Origin of the sequence: Pseudomonas corrugata (assembly GCF_001269905.1) — a bacterium.
In the GTDB taxonomy this organism is placed as follows: Bacteria; Pseudomonadota; Gammaproteobacteria; order Pseudomonadales; family Pseudomonadaceae; genus Aquipseudomonas; species Aquipseudomonas corrugata.
The window spans coordinates 80,286-96,032 of the sequence record NZ_LHVK01000029.1; the positions used below are offsets into that span (position 1 = coordinate 80,286).

20 protein-coding genes and 1 pseudogene are annotated in these 15,747 nt (G+C 57.7%); 8 read left to right on the forward strand and 13 right to left on the reverse strand.

Annotation, left to right across the window (positions count from 1 at the left end; translation table 11 throughout):
- The first annotated feature begins 374 nt into the window (after window positions 1-374).
- Window positions 375-2,225, forward strand: coding sequence for a sigma-54-dependent Fis family transcriptional regulator (locus AD665_RS25565; protein ID WP_024776450.1), 1,851 nt, complete (start codon window positions 375-377; stop codon window positions 2,223-2,225).
- Between the two features lie 48 nt (window positions 2,226-2,273).
- Here AD665_RS25565 and AD665_RS25570 read toward each other — a convergent pair whose 3' ends face one another.
- On the reverse strand, window positions 2,274-2,780 hold the full coding sequence (locus AD665_RS25570; protein ID WP_024776449.1) for an anti-virulence regulator CigR family protein: 507 nt from the start codon (window positions 2,778-2,780) through the stop codon (window positions 2,274-2,276).
- 111 nt (window positions 2,781-2,891) lie between these two features.
- Between AD665_RS25570 and AD665_RS25575 the strand changes: the two genes are divergently transcribed.
- Together AD665_RS25575 and AD665_RS25580 are read left to right on the forward strand one after the other, a co-directional pair.
- Complete coding sequence (locus AD665_RS25575; RefSeq protein WP_053194316.1) at window positions 2,892-4,103, forward strand: MFS transporter; 1,212 nt, start codon at window positions 2,892-2,894, stop codon at window positions 4,101-4,103.
- A gap of 274 nt (window positions 4,104-4,377) precedes the next feature.
- Window positions 4,378-4,584, forward strand: coding sequence for a hypothetical protein (locus AD665_RS25580; protein ID WP_024776448.1), 207 nt, complete (start codon window positions 4,378-4,380; stop codon window positions 4,582-4,584).
- 48 nt (window positions 4,585-4,632) lie between these two features.
- Here AD665_RS25580 and AD665_RS25585 read toward each other — a convergent pair whose 3' ends face one another.
- Both AD665_RS25585 and AD665_RS25590 read right to left on the reverse strand, forming a co-directional pair.
- Window positions 4,633-4,941 (reverse strand): AzlD family protein, encoded by a 309-nt coding sequence (locus AD665_RS25585; protein WP_024776447.1) that lies wholly within the window; start codon window positions 4,939-4,941, stop codon window positions 4,633-4,635.
- Window positions 4,938-5,648: an AzlC family ABC transporter permease gene (locus AD665_RS25590; protein WP_024776446.1), complete on the reverse strand. Its 711-nt coding sequence runs from the start codon at window positions 5,646-5,648 to the stop codon at window positions 4,938-4,940. The genes AD665_RS25585 and AD665_RS25590 overlap by 4 nt, the downstream gene beginning before the upstream one ends.
- Before the next feature lie 208 nt (window positions 5,649-5,856).
- Between AD665_RS25590 and AD665_RS25595 the strand changes: the two genes are divergently transcribed.
- Window positions 5,857-6,297: an HD domain-containing protein gene (locus AD665_RS25595; RefSeq protein WP_053194317.1), complete on the forward strand. Its 441-nt coding sequence runs from the start codon at window positions 5,857-5,859 to the stop codon at window positions 6,295-6,297.
- Between the two features lie 60 nt (window positions 6,298-6,357).
- On the opposite strand, the gene AD665_RS25600 is transcribed toward AD665_RS25595, so the two are convergent.
- From AD665_RS25600 to AD665_RS25620, 5 genes are all read right to left on the reverse strand, one after another.
- Window positions 6,358-6,885, reverse strand: a complete 528-nt coding sequence (locus AD665_RS25600; RefSeq protein ID WP_024776444.1) for a hypothetical protein — start codon at window positions 6,883-6,885, stop codon at window positions 6,358-6,360.
- 152 nt (window positions 6,886-7,037) lie between these two features.
- A complete protein-coding gene (locus AD665_RS25605) occupies window positions 7,038-7,331 on the reverse strand; it encodes a hypothetical protein (RefSeq protein WP_231995021.1) in 294 nt (97 codons plus the stop codon).
- A gap of 73 nt (window positions 7,332-7,404) precedes the next feature.
- Entirely contained in the window at window positions 7,405-7,656 is a 252-nt protein-coding gene (locus AD665_RS25610) for a YceK/YidQ family lipoprotein (RefSeq protein WP_053194318.1), read from the reverse strand.
- A gap of 119 nt (window positions 7,657-7,775) precedes the next feature.
- A complete protein-coding gene (locus tag AD665_RS25615) occupies window positions 7,776-8,297 on the reverse strand; it encodes a cysteine hydrolase family protein (protein WP_053194319.1) in 522 nt (173 codons plus the stop codon).
- A gap of 220 nt (window positions 8,298-8,517) precedes the next feature.
- Window positions 8,518-8,973, reverse strand: a complete 456-nt coding sequence (locus AD665_RS25620; protein WP_053194320.1) for a PACE efflux transporter — start codon at window positions 8,971-8,973, stop codon at window positions 8,518-8,520.
- A 105-nt stretch (window positions 8,974-9,078) separates the two neighbouring features.
- On the opposite strand from AD665_RS25620, the gene AD665_RS25625 reads away from it, so the two are divergent.
- Window positions 9,079-9,963 (forward strand): LysR substrate-binding domain-containing protein, encoded by an 885-nt coding sequence (locus tag AD665_RS25625; protein ID WP_053194321.1) that lies wholly within the window; start codon window positions 9,079-9,081, stop codon window positions 9,961-9,963.
- Between the two features lie 144 nt (window positions 9,964-10,107).
- Window positions 10,108-10,314: a DUF6434 domain-containing protein gene (locus tag AD665_RS25630; RefSeq protein WP_024776439.1), complete on the forward strand. Its 207-nt coding sequence runs from the start codon at window positions 10,108-10,110 to the stop codon at window positions 10,312-10,314.
- 40 nt (window positions 10,315-10,354) lie between these two features.
- Here the strand turns inward: AD665_RS25630 and AD665_RS25635 are convergent, their stop codons facing one another.
- Entirely contained in the window at window positions 10,355-10,843 is a 489-nt protein-coding gene (locus AD665_RS25635; RefSeq protein WP_024776438.1) for a GNAT family N-acetyltransferase, read from the reverse strand.
- A complete protein-coding gene (locus tag AD665_RS27495) occupies window positions 10,833-11,330 on the reverse strand; it encodes a hypothetical protein (RefSeq protein WP_055135377.1) in 498 nt (165 codons plus the stop codon). The genes AD665_RS25635 and AD665_RS27495 overlap by 11 nt, the downstream gene beginning before the upstream one ends.
- Before the next feature lie 554 nt (window positions 11,331-11,884).
- On the opposite strand from AD665_RS27495, the gene AD665_RS25640 reads away from it, so the two are divergent.
- On the forward strand, window positions 11,885-12,790 hold the full coding sequence (locus AD665_RS25640) for a hypothetical protein (protein WP_024776437.1): 906 nt from the start codon (window positions 11,885-11,887) through the stop codon (window positions 12,788-12,790).
- 186 nt (window positions 12,791-12,976) lie between these two features.
- Here the strand turns inward: AD665_RS25640 and AD665_RS25645 are convergent, their stop codons facing one another.
- The 3 genes from AD665_RS25645 to AD665_RS25655 all read right to left on the reverse strand — a co-directional run bounded on the left by AD665_RS25645 (window position 12,977) and on the right by AD665_RS25655 (window position 14,284).
- Window positions 12,977-13,177 carry a hypothetical protein gene (locus tag AD665_RS25645; protein ID WP_024776436.1) on the reverse strand — a complete coding sequence of 67 codons (201 nt, stop codon included), beginning with the start codon at window positions 13,175-13,177 and terminating at the stop codon, window positions 12,977-12,979.
- Window positions 13,178-13,287: 110 nt separating this feature from the next.
- Entirely contained in the window at window positions 13,288-13,833 is a 546-nt protein-coding gene (locus tag AD665_RS25650) for a DUF4410 domain-containing protein (RefSeq protein ID WP_053194322.1), read from the reverse strand.
- Window positions 13,834-13,993: 160 nt separating this feature from the next.
- On the reverse strand, window positions 13,994-14,284 hold the full coding sequence (locus AD665_RS25655) for a hypothetical protein (protein WP_053194323.1): 291 nt from the start codon (window positions 14,282-14,284) through the stop codon (window positions 13,994-13,996).
- 246 nt (window positions 14,285-14,530) lie between these two features.
- Here AD665_RS25655 and AD665_RS27230 point away from each other — a divergent pair.
- Window positions 14,531-15,747 (forward strand): annotated as a pseudogene (locus AD665_RS27230) (IS3 family transposase); the annotation flags it as partial.

The window sequence follows — 15,747 nt, forward strand, 5'->3', positions numbered from 1 at the left end:
GAAAGGCGTGCCAGAAATCTCATCCTGTTGAATTTATTGGGTTTTACCGATTTACGTCGGAAAAATACGTTCACGGATGAACACAAGTGAACAAGCAAAACTGAACAACTGAACAATTCGCCGGTTGACAATGAACAATTCTGAACAACAATGAATGAACGTTTTCCTGGGTTGGACAGTCTCCTGTGTGGGAGCGAGCCTGCTCGCGATAGCGGTCTATCGGCAACATGGGTGCAGCTGATCCGACGCTATCGCGAGCAGGCTCGCTCCCACACAGGATTTGCGTTCTACCTGGCAATCGGGGCTTGCCCCAGCACAAGGAGTCTGTGCGAAACTCACCACAACAATAAAAACAGCTTCTGCGAGAGTGCCCCATGGCCGCACCAGCTCCTGCCTTGTCCCACGACGCCATCATCCAGGCCTCCTGGTCCCGCTGCCGTGCCTTTGGCCTGAATCACCAGAGCGCGCCGGCCTTCGACCCATTGCCCGCCGAAGGCATTGCCCAATTGCTGGAAAGCCAGCATTCCCTGGTGCAAACCACTCACCAGGAAGTCCTGCCGTACTACGAGAACATCCTCAGCAACTCCAATTGCCTGATCATGCTGGCCGACAATCAGGGCCAAGTGCTCACCTCCTGGGGCACCCAGCGTTTCATCGAACCGAAACTGGCCCACGGGTTCAGCGCCGGGGCTAGCTGGATGGAGCGTTGCACCGGCACCAACGCCATCGGCACCGCACTGGCCTGTGAGCAGGCAGTGCACATTGAACACGATGAACACTTCCTCAAGGCCAACCGCTTCATGACCGGTTCCGCCGCGCCGATCTTCGATGCCGAGCGCAAGGTCATCGCCGTACTGGACGTGTCCAGCGACAGCTACCTGCCGCCCTCCCACACCCTGGGCATGGTCAAGATGATGAGCCAGACCGTGGAAAACCGGCTGATTCTCAACCTGTTCCGCGGTGAACACTTCCAATTGATCTTCAACACAGGATTGAACAACCTCGACAGCCAATGGGCCGGCCTGCTGATTTTCGATGAGAGCGGCCAGATACTTTCCGCCAACCGCCGGGCCGATAACCTGCTGGGTCTGAGCCTGTCGCGGGTCAGTATCGAAAGCCTGTTCAAAGTCTCGCTGCTGGAACTGCTGAACCAGCCCGACGGCCTGCCATTCTCCCTGCAAGCAGCCGGGCGCAATCGTTTCCAGTGCATGCTCAAGCGCCCGAACCAGGTATCGATCAAGCCACGCATCTTCACCGAACCAGTCCCCTCGCCCACCCCGGCTCCCGCCAGCCACGTCATCAGCCTCAATACTCTGCACTTTGGTGACAGCCGCGTGGAAAAGGCCGTGCGCCAGGCCGAACGCTTGCTGGAAAAGGACATTCCGCTGTTGATCCACGGTGAGACCGGCGTCGGCAAGGAAGTGTTCGTCAAGGCCCTGCACCAGGCCAGTTCCCGTTGCCAGCAGCCATTCATTGCGGTCAACTGCGCGGCGATCCCGGCCGAGCTGGTGGAATCGGAATTGTTCGGTTACGAAAAAGGCGCCTTCACCGGCGCCAACCAGAAGGGCAGCATCGGCCTGATCCGCAAGGCCGACCGCGGCACATTGTTCCTCGACGAAATCGGCGACATGCCCCTGCCGACCCAGGCCCGCCTGCTGCGGGTGTTGCAGGAGCGTTGCGTGCAACCGGTGGGCAGCGCCGAGCTGTTCCCGGTGGACATCCGCATCATCTCCGCCACCAACCGATCGTTGCGCGAGCAAGTGCAGCTGGGCCGTTTCCGCGAAGATCTGTACTACCGCATCGGCGGCCTGACCCTGGAACTTCCGCCCCTGCGCGAACGCAGCGACAAACAAGCCCTGTTCAAACGTCTCTGGGAACATCATCGCGAGCCAACCCAATGGGCCGGCCTGAGCCGCGAGGTGCAGGAACTGTTCGAGCGTCATCCGTGGCCGGGTAACCTGCGACAAGTCAGCAGCGTGCTGCAAGTGGCCCTGGCGATGGCCGAAGAACAGCCGATCCGCCCGGAACACCTGCCGGATGATTTCTTCGTGGACCTGGAGATGGACCCGGTGGACGCACCGGAGCCGTTGTCAGTGGACTTGAACGATGCCGAAGACCTGAACCGCCAATTGCAGGCAGTCGGCGGAAACATCTCGCACCTGGCGCGCCGACTCGGGGTCAGCCGCAATACCTTGTACAAACGCCTGCGGCAGGTGGAAAACTGAGGGCGTAGCAGCCTGCCAACAGGCTGCTACGCCGGGTTCGACCGAGTCTCAATCGAACGCACCGTTCAGCACTTCATAGATGATGCCAGTGGCGATCGCCACCAGAATCAGGTCAGTGCCCACCTGCCGCCACTCGTAGCCATCGTAGTGCGGCAAGCGTCCCAACAGGCGTCCGTCCAGCTTCTTGGCGATGCCCGGCGGCATCGGCTTGCCCCGGGCGAGGTTTTTCTGGATGCCCGGTGGCAGGGCCGGACCGGGGCTCCAATAATCACGATAACCGCCGATCACACCGATAATACCGCCCCGGTCGATACTCGGCCCGTTGTGCCAGTCGCCGCCACCGCCACCGCCGTGAGCGTTGCCCTTGCCACCCTGGTTACCATAGTTGCCTTGACCGCCCTTGTTGCCTTGTCCTCCTTTGCCCTGCCCGTGACCTGGCCCCTGGTCGAACTGAGCGTTTCCCTTGCCGTTCCCCGGATCCGCGACGGCAATTTCAGGCCCCGCCACCAAGGCGAAGCAGGTAACCACTGCAATCAACGAACGCGATTTGAGCATGATGGTTCTCACTAAAAAGGGAAGGTCCCTGCACATATGGACGCTTGGGATGATATTAGTTCCACATCACCTCCCCCGCCGCTGAGGCAACGAACGTTATCAAGGAGCTCCATGCGCAAGGATTACCTGGCCTTCTTCACCTCATTGTTCCTCTCCCGGCTGGCCGACCAGATCTTGCTGTTTATCGTCCCGTTGATTGTGTTCCAGACCACCAACAGCGTCTCCTGGGCGGGCTTGGCTTTCTTCGTTGAATCCCTGCCGCGCTATTTGTCGTTCCCGATCTGCGGCGCGTTGTGCGACAAGTTCCCGCCCATCCGTATCCTGCACATCAGCCAGGTCTACCGCGCCGTGGCATGCGCCGTCGCCACGGCACTCTACGGCATCTTTGGCGGCCTCTACTGGATCATCGCCCTCTCGGCCGTGTGCGGCGTGCTGACCACCCAGGGCATCATGGCCCGCGAAGTGGTGATGCCGCACATCTTCAAGCACTACACCTATACCAAGACCCTGTCCTACTCGCAGATCGCCGACCAGGGCGGGCTGGTACTGGGCCCGCTGCTCGCCGCGCTGATGCTCGACGTGTGGGCATGGCATTGGGTGGTAGTGGCGATTTCCGCGCTGTTTCTGTCAGCGGACCTGGCCATGCGGTACTGGCAGCGCACCAGCTCGGTCACCCTGGAGACCTTCGAGCAACATCAGGACCTCTGGCTGAACCCGCTACGCATCGCTTTCAGCCATATACGCAACCTGGCGGAACTGAAGAGGATCATCAGCCTGGCGGTGGGCGTCAATCTGATCATTGGCGTCACCCTCGCCACGTCGGCGGCCATGGTCATCGGCCAGTACAGCGCCGGCAAGGACTATTACGCCGGGTTGCAGGCAGCCGGCGCCATGACCACCATCGTCATCCTGTTCCTCCTGGCACGGTTCACGCTGCCCTTGAAGTGGCTGGGTATCCTGTCCTACACGCTGATCGCCACAGGAGCCTTCCTCACCGCCCTCAGCCCGAACGCCTGGGGTTACGTGGTGGGTTTCCTGCTGGTCGTCGGCTTCGACAAAATGTTCAACGTCTACATGCGCAGCACCCGCCAGCAAGTCATTCCGCCCCAGGACTTCGGCAAGACCGTCGGCGTAATCACGCTGCTCAACAACCTTTCACAACCGCTGGCGGGCCTGTTGGTCGCGCTGCTGGCGGCACCGATCGGATTGCAGAAAGTGATTCTGCTGCTGGCGTTGGCGACCGGCCTGATCGGCCTCGGGGTGGTAGTGGCCTATCGAAGCCCGAGGCCTCGATCAACACACTTCGGCGCGAATACCCACTGAGTAACGTCCCGCAATAGGAGCGACGTTCACCTCGACGGGCACCGCCGGGGTATCGGCTCGCTGCAATGACATGAAATGCATTATTAATGACTTATTGTTGAGGCATGGTTGAGCATCACAGGTGTACGAATCCATTCGTCGCCTGCCAGACCTGGCCGACCTTGCTCGGCCACGTCTGGCTTGGGGTTTGCCGCAATCGCCGTAGCAGCCAGGAAGACGAGATTCTGACGCTGCGGCAACTCAATCACGCTTGGTCGGCCACTGGAGATGTACCGTGTCAACTCTCAATGAAATCGCAGCGAACCACGCGAGAATGGCAAAGGCAAAGGAAGAGGAATCGATACGGCTGAGTGAGCTTCACATTCAGGTGGTCGGCAGTCTGGAAATTACGCCGATAGAGGCGAAACAGCAGATGCCGCTACACTTCATGGCTGGCGTACCGGAACGTTCATTCGGGGAAGTCGTAGCCCTGAGCTTCTGACCTAATGACATGGATTGATCGCCTGCCTGAAAGCGGGCGATTTGCATATCAGAACTGCCTCACCAACGCCGCTGCAAGGATACCCGCCGCAATGGCCGGCAACGGTTTCTTCAGGGTCAGCATGACAACTGCCGTGGTGAGCAAGGCCAGGCGTGCGCCGTTATCTCCCTTGACCGCCATCGGCGCCAGGACCGCCACCAGTACCGAGCCCGACATGGCGGTGATGAACTGCTGCACCCGATAGTTGATCGGTACGAACGACATCACGAAGACCCCGCCCCAGCGAGTCGCCAATGTCACGAGCGCCATGATCAGGATGATCACCAGCGTGCCAGACCCCGTCGTTGTGATATTCATTGTTTTTTCTCCATCCACAACGCGCCCAACAGCCCTCCGGCCAAAGCTCCCACGACGACATGACTGTTAGCCGGCAAGTACCAGTAAGCCATTAGCGAAGAGCAGGCCGCGACGGTCCAGACGATGAACATGCGCAGGTTCTTCTTGCCGCCGACCACCATCGCCAGCAGGAAACACCCCATCACCATGTCGAGTCCGAAACTGACGGGATTCTGGATGGCGCTGCCGAAATGCAGGCCCAGCCAACTGCCCAGGATCCAGGCAGCCCACAGCGCAATACCGCCCCCGAACAACAACCCGAACCCCGGTTTGCCAGCATTGAACGCCTGCATCGCCATGGCCCAGTTGGCATCCGAGACCACCAGCATCACACCGTAGCGCTTGGCCATTGGCAACTCCCGCAGCCACGGGTAGAGCGTCGCGCCCATCAACAGATGACGGGCGTTGATGGCGAACACGGTGATGATCAACGGCACCACGGGCACCTGTTCACCCCACAGATCCAGCGCGGCAAATTGTGAAGCGCCGGCAAAAACCAGCGTGCTCATGAGTACCGCCGACGTATCACTCAAGCCCGTTTGCGCAGCGGCCAGGCCGAAAGCGACCCCGAATACGACGACGAACAGCGAGATCGGCATCAACTGCCTGAAGCCGTCGTAGATGTACTCGCGCTTCAACTCATGCAGAGCAGGTTCAACGTTTGACAAGACTGCGCCTCGTTCAGAATCGGCTTGAAAGAAACAAGTATGCGAGCCGAAGACAACTTCCGAAAAGCACATAATTCGAAGAGGCCCTATTCGATAACCTCATGCTTCGGTGAACGCGTTCATATCGAAGACGCTTGTCTGACGCTAAGATTGCCGTGCGGTCGATCAGTCCCCGCGTCGAGCATCCCTGGAGAACGAGTGAGGTGGCATGAGTACGCTTGAGAAAGCCATAGCGATTTCCGCCCGGGCCCATGAAGGGCAAACCGATAAGGGTGGCTCGCCTTACATCCTGCACCCGCTGAAAGTCATGTTGCGCCTGTCGCATCACGACGAACGTATTGTAGCGGTGCTGCATGACGTGGTCGAAGACACCCGCGTGACGCTCGCAGACCTGCGCAGCGAAGGTTTCAGCGAGGCGATTCTGGCCGCCATCGACTCCCTCACCAAGCGCGAAGGCGAGACCTATCAGGCCTTCATCGAAAGGGCTGGCCGTGATCCCCTGGCGCGTCGGGTGAAGCTGGCCGACCTTGCGGAAAACAGTGATTTGTCACGGATAGACAGCCCGAGCCAGAATGATCTGGAGCGGGTTGAAAAATATCGGAAGGCTGCTGAGTACCTGACGGCTTTTGCCGGAGATGCGAAGGGATAGCGAGGAACAGGTGCCAAGAAAGCCCTGGCTTATGCGCCAGGGCCCTGGGCCCGAACTACATCACGCCTGCGTGAACGTACCGACGCCGCTACCGGAGAACTCTCCGTCGAAATCAGGTGGGGACTGCTGGGGATTGACCAGCACGGCCTGCAAGCGGGTCCCTTCGAAGATGTACACCTTGATTGAGCCAGCGCTTATCGACAGCTGTAGTGTCAACTGGACCCCGATGAGATTCAGGGCATCAGGCGCCGTACCCAACAGGTACAGATTGGAGGTATTCAAATGGGTGCCCGTGCCGGTCGCCTGGCCTGAAAATCGCACCCGGATGCCTTGTTGAGGCGCATCTGGGCCGATCATGGCGGACAAAGCCGTGATCTGAATCGTTTCGGTGTGGGCCCCGTCAATGCTGTCGCCACTTTCGAAGCGGAAGTAGCCACAAATGCCCTGTCGGGATCCGCACCCAGCCAGGGTGTGAGGATGCACGTTCTGATCTTGCAGCCGTTTGACTTCTACGTCGTAAGCCGCTTGAGACTGTGTTTTAAGCGCGTCGACTTGGTCAGGTGCGATGTCTTGAAGAGACAGATTCATAGCTGAAATCCTTTTGAGATACCTGGAGACAATCCGCCTCTCTCGGTCGGCGCCTTCCAGGCGCGGTTTCTATGATGCTACGCAATGCTCGACTTGCAGCCGCTCCTTTAAATCATAAACAGGAACCGCATACAACTTCTATGACGTCCCCCTCACGACAACGGACAAGCTCCAATGACGGCATAGTCCGGGTTGGAGGAGATGATTTCCACAGTCCAGCCTTGGTCAAAGACCAACTCGTTCTGTTCGACGAGAGCCAGGATCTCCGGGCAGAGTTTGTTGGCGTCCTCTGAAGAACCATCTATGACGATATTGACCGTACGTTGCTTGGCCGAGAACTCGGAGGCCTGGGTCAACGCATCCAGGCCATCCAGCATCTTGCAGAGCAACGATGCGTTCTCTTCGGACTCGTCTCCCCCACTGCTGTAGGCAGATTGAACAGTCATGGCTATCAGCAGAAAAAACGCACCCGCTATAAATCTGTTTCTCACGGCCATGCTTCCTGGATTTTCAACCCGGTCAATTAAATGCGGTATACGGCAGGAACACCGTATCGGCGACCACACTGAACATCAGATCAATGACCGCCAGCGGCGCCAATGCACGAAAGACGCCAGCGCTTTCATCCGTCGTAACCTTGATCAGCTCGATATCCGTGGAGGTTCCGCAGTAGGGATGAGCGCCGCAACGTGGGTGATCACTAAAGGTTTCGGAAAACGTCGCACATCCCGCCAGGAGCACGACGATTATCGCGCCCAGAAAAAGCTTCATATTGAGAATTCCAAAAATACGGCAGGGTGTCGAGCAATCTTCCCAATTTGCCAGAGGGACCGGAAGAGGTACGGATTAATTGCGCAGTCCGTCCACCTCTCCGGTACTTGGCCGCCACGCTACTGGAAGTCCCACTCCTCTGCCGGAACCAGTTGGCAGAACGGCCCATCCAGCGTCGCATTGTGATGAGCCACGATGTCCTCAGCGCTCATTACAGGTGAATCCGAAGTGGTATGACCATCGGCGACGAGTACGGCATCGAAGCCAAGATCGCGGGCAGCCCGACAAGTGCTGTCTACGCAATATTGAGTCTTCATACCAGTGACCACTACACCCGTCACACCGCGAGACCGCAGCTCACCCATCAGGTCGGTCTTCTCGAAAGCATTAGGCCGCCGCTTCTCAAACACCACTTCTGTACCCTGCAGTTCCAGTTCTTGCGCAATGTTCGTCAGCGGGCTGCCTGCTTCAATGGGAGAACCCGCAGGCCCGATGTGCCGAGCCAGAAAAACAGGAGCGCCAGCCCGGCGTGCCTTCGTCATCAGGGCGTTGATGGTTTTCAACAACGCCTCGCAGCGCCATGGCTTTTCCAGGCCATGGACAAGTCCAACCTGGACATCAAGTATCAGCAGTGCGTGCATGGGTGCATCTCCTTGCGTTTGAGCCACCGACACAAGGCGATAAAAAAGGCCCTGTCCATCGCTGGCGGGCCTTTGAAGTTCGTCTACTGATCGTTCACGACACCTCGCACGCTCCGCTTTCAGCGGTCGTGGTGGTGGTCGTCGAGGTGAGGCAATAGAAAGTCATGCAGTGAAACTAGCAGTATCACTGAGAGCGGACAAGCCAAGACTCCCATCAGGCTCAGGGCGTATTGGCACTGGACGCAGCGTCCTGATCGGGCTGGGCCGACAGCGGTACATCGAACACTCGATCAAACCCCCATTGAAAAACCAGCGAATAGAAAAAGAAAAACGCAAACAGCCCCAGGTTAGTGATCAATGCCAGCCAAAGGCTGATACCCAGCCACTCCCCAATCACGGGAGTCAGAATCAGCGTCAATCCGCCCTCGAATCCCAAGGAGTGAAGCAAGCGTCGTCGCCAACTGCGATGGCGATGGTACTGGCGGCGCTCCCACCATTCGAACAGGCCGTTGAACAGCATGTTCCAGGCCAGCGCGACGGCAGAAATCAGCAATGACAGTTGGGTTGAATAGACCAGACCTTGATCGTAGGTGAGCGCCAGGGCCGGCGCCACGAACAGCACGCCGCCAGCCTCGTAGAGAATCGCCTGGAGAATCTTGCGGGGGGTGCCTTGCATCGTGGCTCTCTCGAATTGGTGTGAGAAGACCACAGCCTGGCGAGTTGAGCGCCCACGCACAATTGAGCTAAATTGAGCCACGCTCAACCTGAGTCATCCATCCCCATGTTCGCCAAACTGCCCCTCACCGCCCTGCGCGGCTTCGAGTCTGCCGCAAGGCTAGGCAGTTTCAAGGCAGCGGCCCAGGAACTGAACATCACCCCGGCGGCGATCTCTCATCAGGTCAAAAGCCTTGAGGCCTTCCTTGGCGTGCAACTGTTCGAACGCTCCAGCCAGAACGTGCGCCTGAGCGCCGACGGCAAGCGCCTTCACCCGCACATCCACCGGGCCCTGCTGGATATCCAACACGGCCTGCAGATGCTGTCGCCACCGTGTGCTGCGCAGTCGCTGGTGGTGAGCACCACGCCGGCATTCGCCAGCCTGTGGTTGATACCCCGGCTTGGGGATTTTCATCGGTTGCACCCGGATATCGACGTCAGCCTGCACAGCAGCAGCGACGTGGTAGACCTCCAGCGTGACGCAAGCATCGACTTGGCGATCCGCGCCTTGTTCATTCCAGAGCCACAGCTGATCGAACAGCCGTTGTTGGATGAGTACTTCGGCGTCTATTGCCGCCCAGACTGGCAACCGCCCGTAAAGAACTCACCTGTCGAGCTGATCGACGTACCTTGGTTGAGCCACTCAAGCACCGCGGTCGACTGGCTTGCCTGGTGTACCGCGGCAGGCACCCAGAGCTGGCTGGATAACGCGCGCTTGCGACGTTATGACGAGGAACAACATGCGCTGCAGGCCGCCATCGCCGGGTATGGGCTGGTGCTCGCCAGTAATGTGCTGGTTGCCGAAGCGCTTGCGCGGGGGCAATTGGTTGGCTATCGCCCTGAGGTGCGCCTGCCGGGGGCACGGTATAGCCTGGTGTGCGTGCCGGGGCGGGAGCGGCAGGCGGCGGTGCGGGCTTTTAGTGGGTGGTTAGTGGAGCAGACCAGGGGTTGAGCATTGGGCGCTCATAGTTGTTCATCTATCCAAGCCCCTAAACACAGGTATCGCCTTGGCAATGGCGTTGTTCGAAAACATCGCGCCTGGATGCTATTTTCAATGGAACGCCGGGACGGACCGGCATCCATCAAAGGAATGATCATGGCTTTCGATTGGCACTCAGGACCTATCACCCGCTCCACGCTTATCGACAAGAACTACCGGAATACGCAGAAGGTACGCCAGTTCCTCACCGGCGAGTGTGGCGACGCATTCAAGTTTGATCGCGCCTTTATGACGTGGATCAAGAGTGGCGAGCCATTGACGATGGGGGATGTGGCAGACCAATGGCTAGAAACACGCCGCTGAGGACGCCCCCCATCTGACCGGTCGCTGTATCGGGACTCGTCTAGTGGTCCAAACTAACGGCTTTGCTGTTGGCTCGGACATAATAATTATCAAACTCGCTACTTTCGACGAATACGAAACCGTGGCGAATGTAAAAACGATTTGAGGCGCTTTCCTTGAGAGCGCCAACCCTGATTGATCGTCCGATCTCATCTGCTTCTTTGAAGATCCGAGTGAGAACTTCAGTGCCTATCCCTGCTCCTTGAGCGCTCGGTACTACATACAAGTGGTCAAGCAGAAACTCGCTCTGACGGTCTTTGATAACGACAAAACCGACCAGAGCACCTAATACTTCTATGCGGCGTGTATTGCTGGCGTCGAAACCCTCAAGAAACCGTTGGCGGGCGCGATCAGGATCAAATCGCCCAAGCCGTTCCAGACTTTCGCGCATCGCCTCAATCCGAATGGCTACCAGATCTTCTAGATCGCTGGTCGATGCTCGGCGTAAAACGACAGCGTTTTTTTGATCGGGGGAGGCATCAGTCGGCATTAGGCAGCGCTTTTCCTCCAGGCGCAGACACAGCAGTAGGATGGGGAATATAAATCGCTGAAACCAAAGGCGCGTTCTTCAGGCACACCCAACCGCATTCTCCAGCATCTCCAGCGATGAGATAACTCGTATTGATTTCCACCAGAAGCCATCCACCGCGCCGCGCCCATTTTGCGGAGTTAGCCGCAACAGAAGTGAACTCCGGCAACTTCTCCTGAGGTATCCCTGGCTGAGAGCCACCCACCTGACTGATCATTTGTTGCACGGTCGGTGCCCCACACGCCGCATTGGCCGGCTCCCCTCCCGCGCTCTTGGTAGTGACTGCAGCCCCGCAGCCTGCGGCACTCCCTCCTCGGACCAACGTCACATTGATGTGCCTACCGGTTCTTATCGCATTCGCAATCACATCGGTTTTCGTGACGACGCCATTGAGAGCGCTGACAATTCCGCTTTCATCTTTTGGAGCGAGTGTGCTGCTGGAAGCCATGTCTATTCTCCTCGTCCGTGAAGGTGCCCGATCGATGCTCGGGCGGGAGCGCTGAGTATAGATAGATAAGGTGCTTTCCCAAGGTGAGCTAAGACGGGGACGTGCTGCAAGTGAGGCTACACAACGAATGGACCGCCCCCGTTCAAGACCCGGGCGCTGTTGCCTGCGGCGGGATTGATCGAGTTAAAAGCTGCTTGTCCCCGGCAAGCCAATGAGCCACCATCCATCCCGCCACTCCTGCGCATACAGGGGTGCACGAAAATCCCGGCCATTGTGTCGGTTTTTTTTTGAGTTATCGAGCACATAAGGACATGGTCATGCGGATCATCACTTTCGTTATTTTTTGCCGCAGCACTTGCTGGTTGTTCTGGGATACAGCCTCGGCCGTTAACTGCCTGCCAAGTACTGCCATGAGCGCCTTATTCATGGCTTGAAGGTCGCCTGTTGTTCACGTCCCCAGGGCCTGATCCGATCTTTTTCGCCCCACCTGCCACTTTCGCCACAATCGGCGTGGATCTAAAGTCAGGGGGCGCATCTTCAGGGGACTTCCAGTCATGTACAGCTCGCTTGCCATACCGAGCACCGCTCGCCAATTGCATGACCGGATCTATGCTGGCGAGATCATTCGCTTTGCTGACCTGCAGCCCATGACGGCGCTGGTGGAATATACGCGAGCGTTACTCGAAGACGCGCTGCATCCCTGGTCGCCGCAACAAATCCATAGCCATCTGAGTCACCCTGAGCAGATTGAGCGCTTTGCGAAAATTCAGAACGACTTTGCAGGCTCGACTGAGGTCCAGCAGCGCTGGCAGGACGTCGTGCAAAGCCTTGGCATCGCCCCCGATACCTTGGCGTGCGATCGCCTGCATTTGCGTTTTCAGCCGCATTGCGAGCCAGGGCAGTCGACGCTGCGTGCCCGTCCGACGGCCACCATCGCGTTTCACCGCGATACCTGGGGGTCGAATATCTATGCACAAACCAACTGGTGGGCGCCCATCTATCCCATCGCGGCAGGGCGTACCGTCGCCTTGTATCCAGGCCTCTGGCAGCGACCGCTCGGTAATTCGAGCGCAGATTTCGATATGCGCGCCATTTTGCAGCGATCTCATCGAGACGGGCGCAATGCCGTGGATGCCGACGAAGCCATTCCGCATTTACTGGAAGCGATCAGCCCGCAGGAAGGGATTGCCGTCGATATCGCTCCGGGGAGCCTGATTGCCTTTTCCGGGGCTCATGCCCATGCCGGCGTCGGCAATAGCACCGGGCTGACACGCATATCTTTCGAGACCCGATCAATACTGATCGCCGACCTGTTGGCCGGATTGGGAGCGCCCAATGTAGATGGTCACGCGCCGTGGAAGACGATTGGGCTGTTTCGCCGAATGAACGATGCGCAACGCCTGAACGAGATCCTTGGCTGTGGATTTATCGAGCCCTATCTGAGGCCAGCGGAGCCCTAGTGTGGTGTTTCTGAAGTTAAGGATCAAACGGCGCAAAACCTGTGGGAGCAAAGCTTGCTCGCGATTGCAGTCAGTCAGTCAGTCAGCAGCAACGTTGACTGGTCTGTCGTTATCGCGAGCAAGCTTTGCTCCCACAGGTTTGTGGCTTAACTGAATGGCATTAAGCGTTGCGGCCTGCTCTTCCCGTCAATGAAGCACCCTGCGGTTCTCTCCAATCCTGATCCGGTCGAGCGCTCTATTTAAAGCATCCAAAGCATCGAGCAACGCTTTCGCCTCAGTTTCCCGACCATCGCCCCAGAGGCGTTCAGCCATTTTGTTCAGTGCCTGGATAGAGCGCTCAATGTCAGCAGCAGTCACTGCTTTGCTTTCCTGATATTTTTTTGGCATTGATCAACCCTTTCTCAGGACGTGCTTTCTATCCGTTTTCCAAAGCTTCACAGCAAAAGGCATGAGATCGACGCCCGATCCAACTGTCGACACGCTAAGCCAGGATCTTCTTACTTGGCTTTCGCACTCTTGATGTCACTGATGATTTGCTGAGAAATAGCCTGAACCTGCTTTTGGGTCATGGCCGACATGACGCCCTCCCAAGCAGACGATGTCGTGTCATAGGTCCGTGTGCCGATCAGATGGCCTGATTTCAAGTCCGAATAATCTGCGCGGGAGTTGACCCACGCATTGCCTACCATGACACCAGCTCCGTAGCGTGCGCCTGGGGTCAGGTAACGGAAATTGCTCACGTTGATTTTAATGCCCACACCGTCTTTGCCGTCGAGGCTTGTCGGCTGGGCTTCGGCAAGGTGGTAGCCCGCGCGAGTCGCTTCCGCTTGCAGGGCGTCACTCCATTCTTGCTTCAGGCGAGACCAGTCCTCGTTCTGTTCAACCTTGCTGTTTCCCTGGAAGTTGACGACCAGGTTCTGCTTGGCTGATTCCTGGATGACCAGTGTCTCAGTTCCGCCGCTTTTCACAGAAGCAGCGCATCCACTCAACATCACGATGGCAACAGCGCAGGACAGCGCAATCGAGAGCTTGGTTTTGTTCATTGACGTCCATATCCACAGAATTGGTTGAGAGAGGTTAGGTATTCCCGTGGGGCAAATGAGCGCACACGTTGAACGCGCAGAATCTAGCATCATTACTTCGCCACTACGAGCCGGGAGCATCATGAGGGATCAAGGGCAGTCCACGCTTCCGAACTGTCCTTTAATCGGCCTGTATCTCGTCGTCTGTCTCTATTTTCTGCATGACAGTAGCGACCTTGACTTCTTTATCCACCGGCGCGGTGTTCGGCGGTATCCAGTAAGCCTCTCTCACCTGGTCCAACGCCTGCCAGGGGTTGGTGGCGAATCTCGCATTCAGACAGGTCGGCTCATGAACGAACGCCAGCTCTCTATCGCTCTCGGACTGCTCGGCGCCACAGCTCTTGCATTTCACGATCTGATTGCGCAGCGCCCAACTTTCATGCCATGAAATCAGCTTTTCGAGGGGGGTCACTTTTCCTACATCCCATTACAAAAACCTGTACAAAAATATAAATCATGTACAGGTTATTGGCTAGCCAGTCGGGTCGACGCGACTGACCATCGGGCGCCTTATGGGATTTTCCAACAGACGCCAGAAGAAATTGGGCATGGCCAGTCTTGACCTGATAGCGTTGCGGACAAGCCCCCGGTGTCAGGATAGTTGTCGCCTCTCCGAATTTTCCTGAAAAAGCAGATCGGGGGCGGAAAGAGACTGTTTGTGCCGTACTATTCACCTGAACGCAAAGCCGCATTGCTCAAGATGCTGCTTCCTCCGCTCAACCTGTCGATGGCCGAGGTTTCCCGGCGCGAAGGGGTCAGCGAAATGTCTTTGTCGAACTGGCGCAAGCAGGTCGGTTCTGAAGGAAACGCAGTGCCCGATAACACCTCATCGACCCAGAACTGGACAGCCGAAATCAAGTTTGCTGTCGTCCTTGAAGCCGCCGGCCTGTCCGAGATTGAACTGGGTGAGTACTGCCGCCGTAAAGGCCTGTATCCCGAGCAAATCAGCGCCTGGAGGCAAGCCTTCATCAGTGGCCAGAAGACGGAAAAAGCCCAGCAAAAAGACGATCGCGAACAAGCCCGTAAGGACAAGAAACGCATCCAGGAACTTGAGCGTGAACTGCGCCGCAAAGACAAGGCGCTGGCTGAAACCGCCGCGTTGTTGGTGCTGCGAAAAAAGCTCAACGATTACTGGGGGATCGACAACGAGGACAGCTAACGGCTTTGCCAGAGCGGCAGTTACTCGTAACCTGGTTGAATGAAGCGCAAATGGCCGGAGCCCGGAAAATCAGGGCCTGCCAGGAAGTCGGCCTCTCGCTCAGAACCTTGCAGCGCTGGACTGAAACCGAGGCTATTCAGGCTGACGCCCGAACGACCACACCGGCGTACGCCGCCGAGTCAGATCGTGCCGAGACTGGCCGATCAACAGCGCTATCTGGCATCGGAAGCCACGTTTTATCGGGTGCTGCGGGCTGCGGGTCAACAACAGCATCGAGGTCGTAGCCAGCGCCCGCGACGGCATGCGGCACCGACGACCCATACGGCCAAGGGGGCGAATCAGGTGTGGTCGTGGGACATCACCTACCTGTCGCCGGTGCGTGGCAAGTATTACTACTTGTACCTGATCGAGGACATTTACAGCCGCAAGGCTGTGGGCTGGGAGGTTTACGAAGAGGAAAGCGGTGAGAAGGCGGCTGCGTTGCTGCAGCGTAGCGTGATCGGCGAGCAATGTTTGCATGAACCGCTGGTACTGCACTCGGACAATGGTGCCCCGATGAAATCACTGACGCTGTTGAGCAAGATGCATGACCTGGGCATCACACCGTCACGTGGCCGACCGCGTGTGAGCAATGACAATCCATACTCGGAATCGCTGTTTAGAACGTTGAAATACTGCCCGCAATGGCCGGCAGATGGCTTTGCCAGCCTGGACGC

Bases quoted from the DNA above. Each gene is read 5' to 3' on its own strand.
- AD665_RS25565 (WP_024776450.1), top strand. From the start codon at position 375: ATGGCCGCACCAGCTCCTGCCTTGTCCCACGACGCCATCATCCAGGCC.
- AD665_RS25570 (WP_024776449.1), bottom strand. From the start codon at position 2,780: ATGCTCAAATCGCGTTCGTTGATTGCAGTGGTTACCTGCTTCGCCTTG.
- AD665_RS25575 (WP_053194316.1), top strand. From the start codon at position 2,892: ATGCGCAAGGATTACCTGGCCTTCTTCACCTCATTGTTCCTCTCCCGG.
- AD665_RS25585 (WP_024776447.1), bottom strand. From the start codon at position 4,941: ATGAATATCACAACGACGGGGTCTGGCACGCTGGTGATCATCCTGATC.
- AD665_RS25595 (WP_053194317.1), top strand. From the start codon at position 5,857: ATGAGTACGCTTGAGAAAGCCATAGCGATTTCCGCCCGGGCCCATGAA.
- AD665_RS25600 (WP_024776444.1), bottom strand. From the start codon at position 6,885: ATGAATCTGTCTCTTCAAGACATCGCACCTGACCAAGTCGACGCGCTT.
- AD665_RS25605 (WP_231995021.1), bottom strand. From the start codon at position 7,331: ATGACTGTTCAATCTGCCTACAGCAGTGGGGGAGACGAGTCCGAAGAG.
- AD665_RS25610 (WP_053194318.1), bottom strand. From the start codon at position 7,656: ATGAAGCTTTTTCTGGGCGCGATAATCGTCGTGCTCCTGGCGGGATGT.
- AD665_RS25615 (WP_053194319.1), bottom strand. From the start codon at position 8,297: ATGCACGCACTGCTGATACTTGATGTCCAGGTTGGACTTGTCCATGGC.
- AD665_RS25620 (WP_053194320.1), bottom strand. From the start codon at position 8,973: ATGCAAGGCACCCCCCGCAAGATTCTCCAGGCGATTCTCTACGAGGCT.
- AD665_RS25625 (WP_053194321.1), top strand. From the start codon at position 9,079: ATGTTCGCCAAACTGCCCCTCACCGCCCTGCGCGGCTTCGAGTCTGCC.
- AD665_RS25630 (WP_024776439.1), top strand. From the start codon at position 10,108: ATGGCTTTCGATTGGCACTCAGGACCTATCACCCGCTCCACGCTTATC.
- AD665_RS25635 (WP_024776438.1), bottom strand. From the start codon at position 10,843: ATGCCGACTGATGCCTCCCCCGATCAAAAAAACGCTGTCGTTTTACGC.
- AD665_RS27495 (WP_055135377.1), bottom strand. From the start codon at position 11,330: ATGGCTTCCAGCAGCACACTCGCTCCAAAAGATGAAAGCGGAATTGTC.
- AD665_RS25640 (WP_024776437.1), top strand. From the start codon at position 11,885: ATGTACAGCTCGCTTGCCATACCGAGCACCGCTCGCCAATTGCATGAC.
- AD665_RS25645 (WP_024776436.1), bottom strand. From the start codon at position 13,177: ATGCCAAAAAAATATCAGGAAAGCAAAGCAGTGACTGCTGCTGACATT.
- AD665_RS25650 (WP_053194322.1), bottom strand. From the start codon at position 13,833: ATGAACAAAACCAAGCTCTCGATTGCGCTGTCCTGCGCTGTTGCCATC.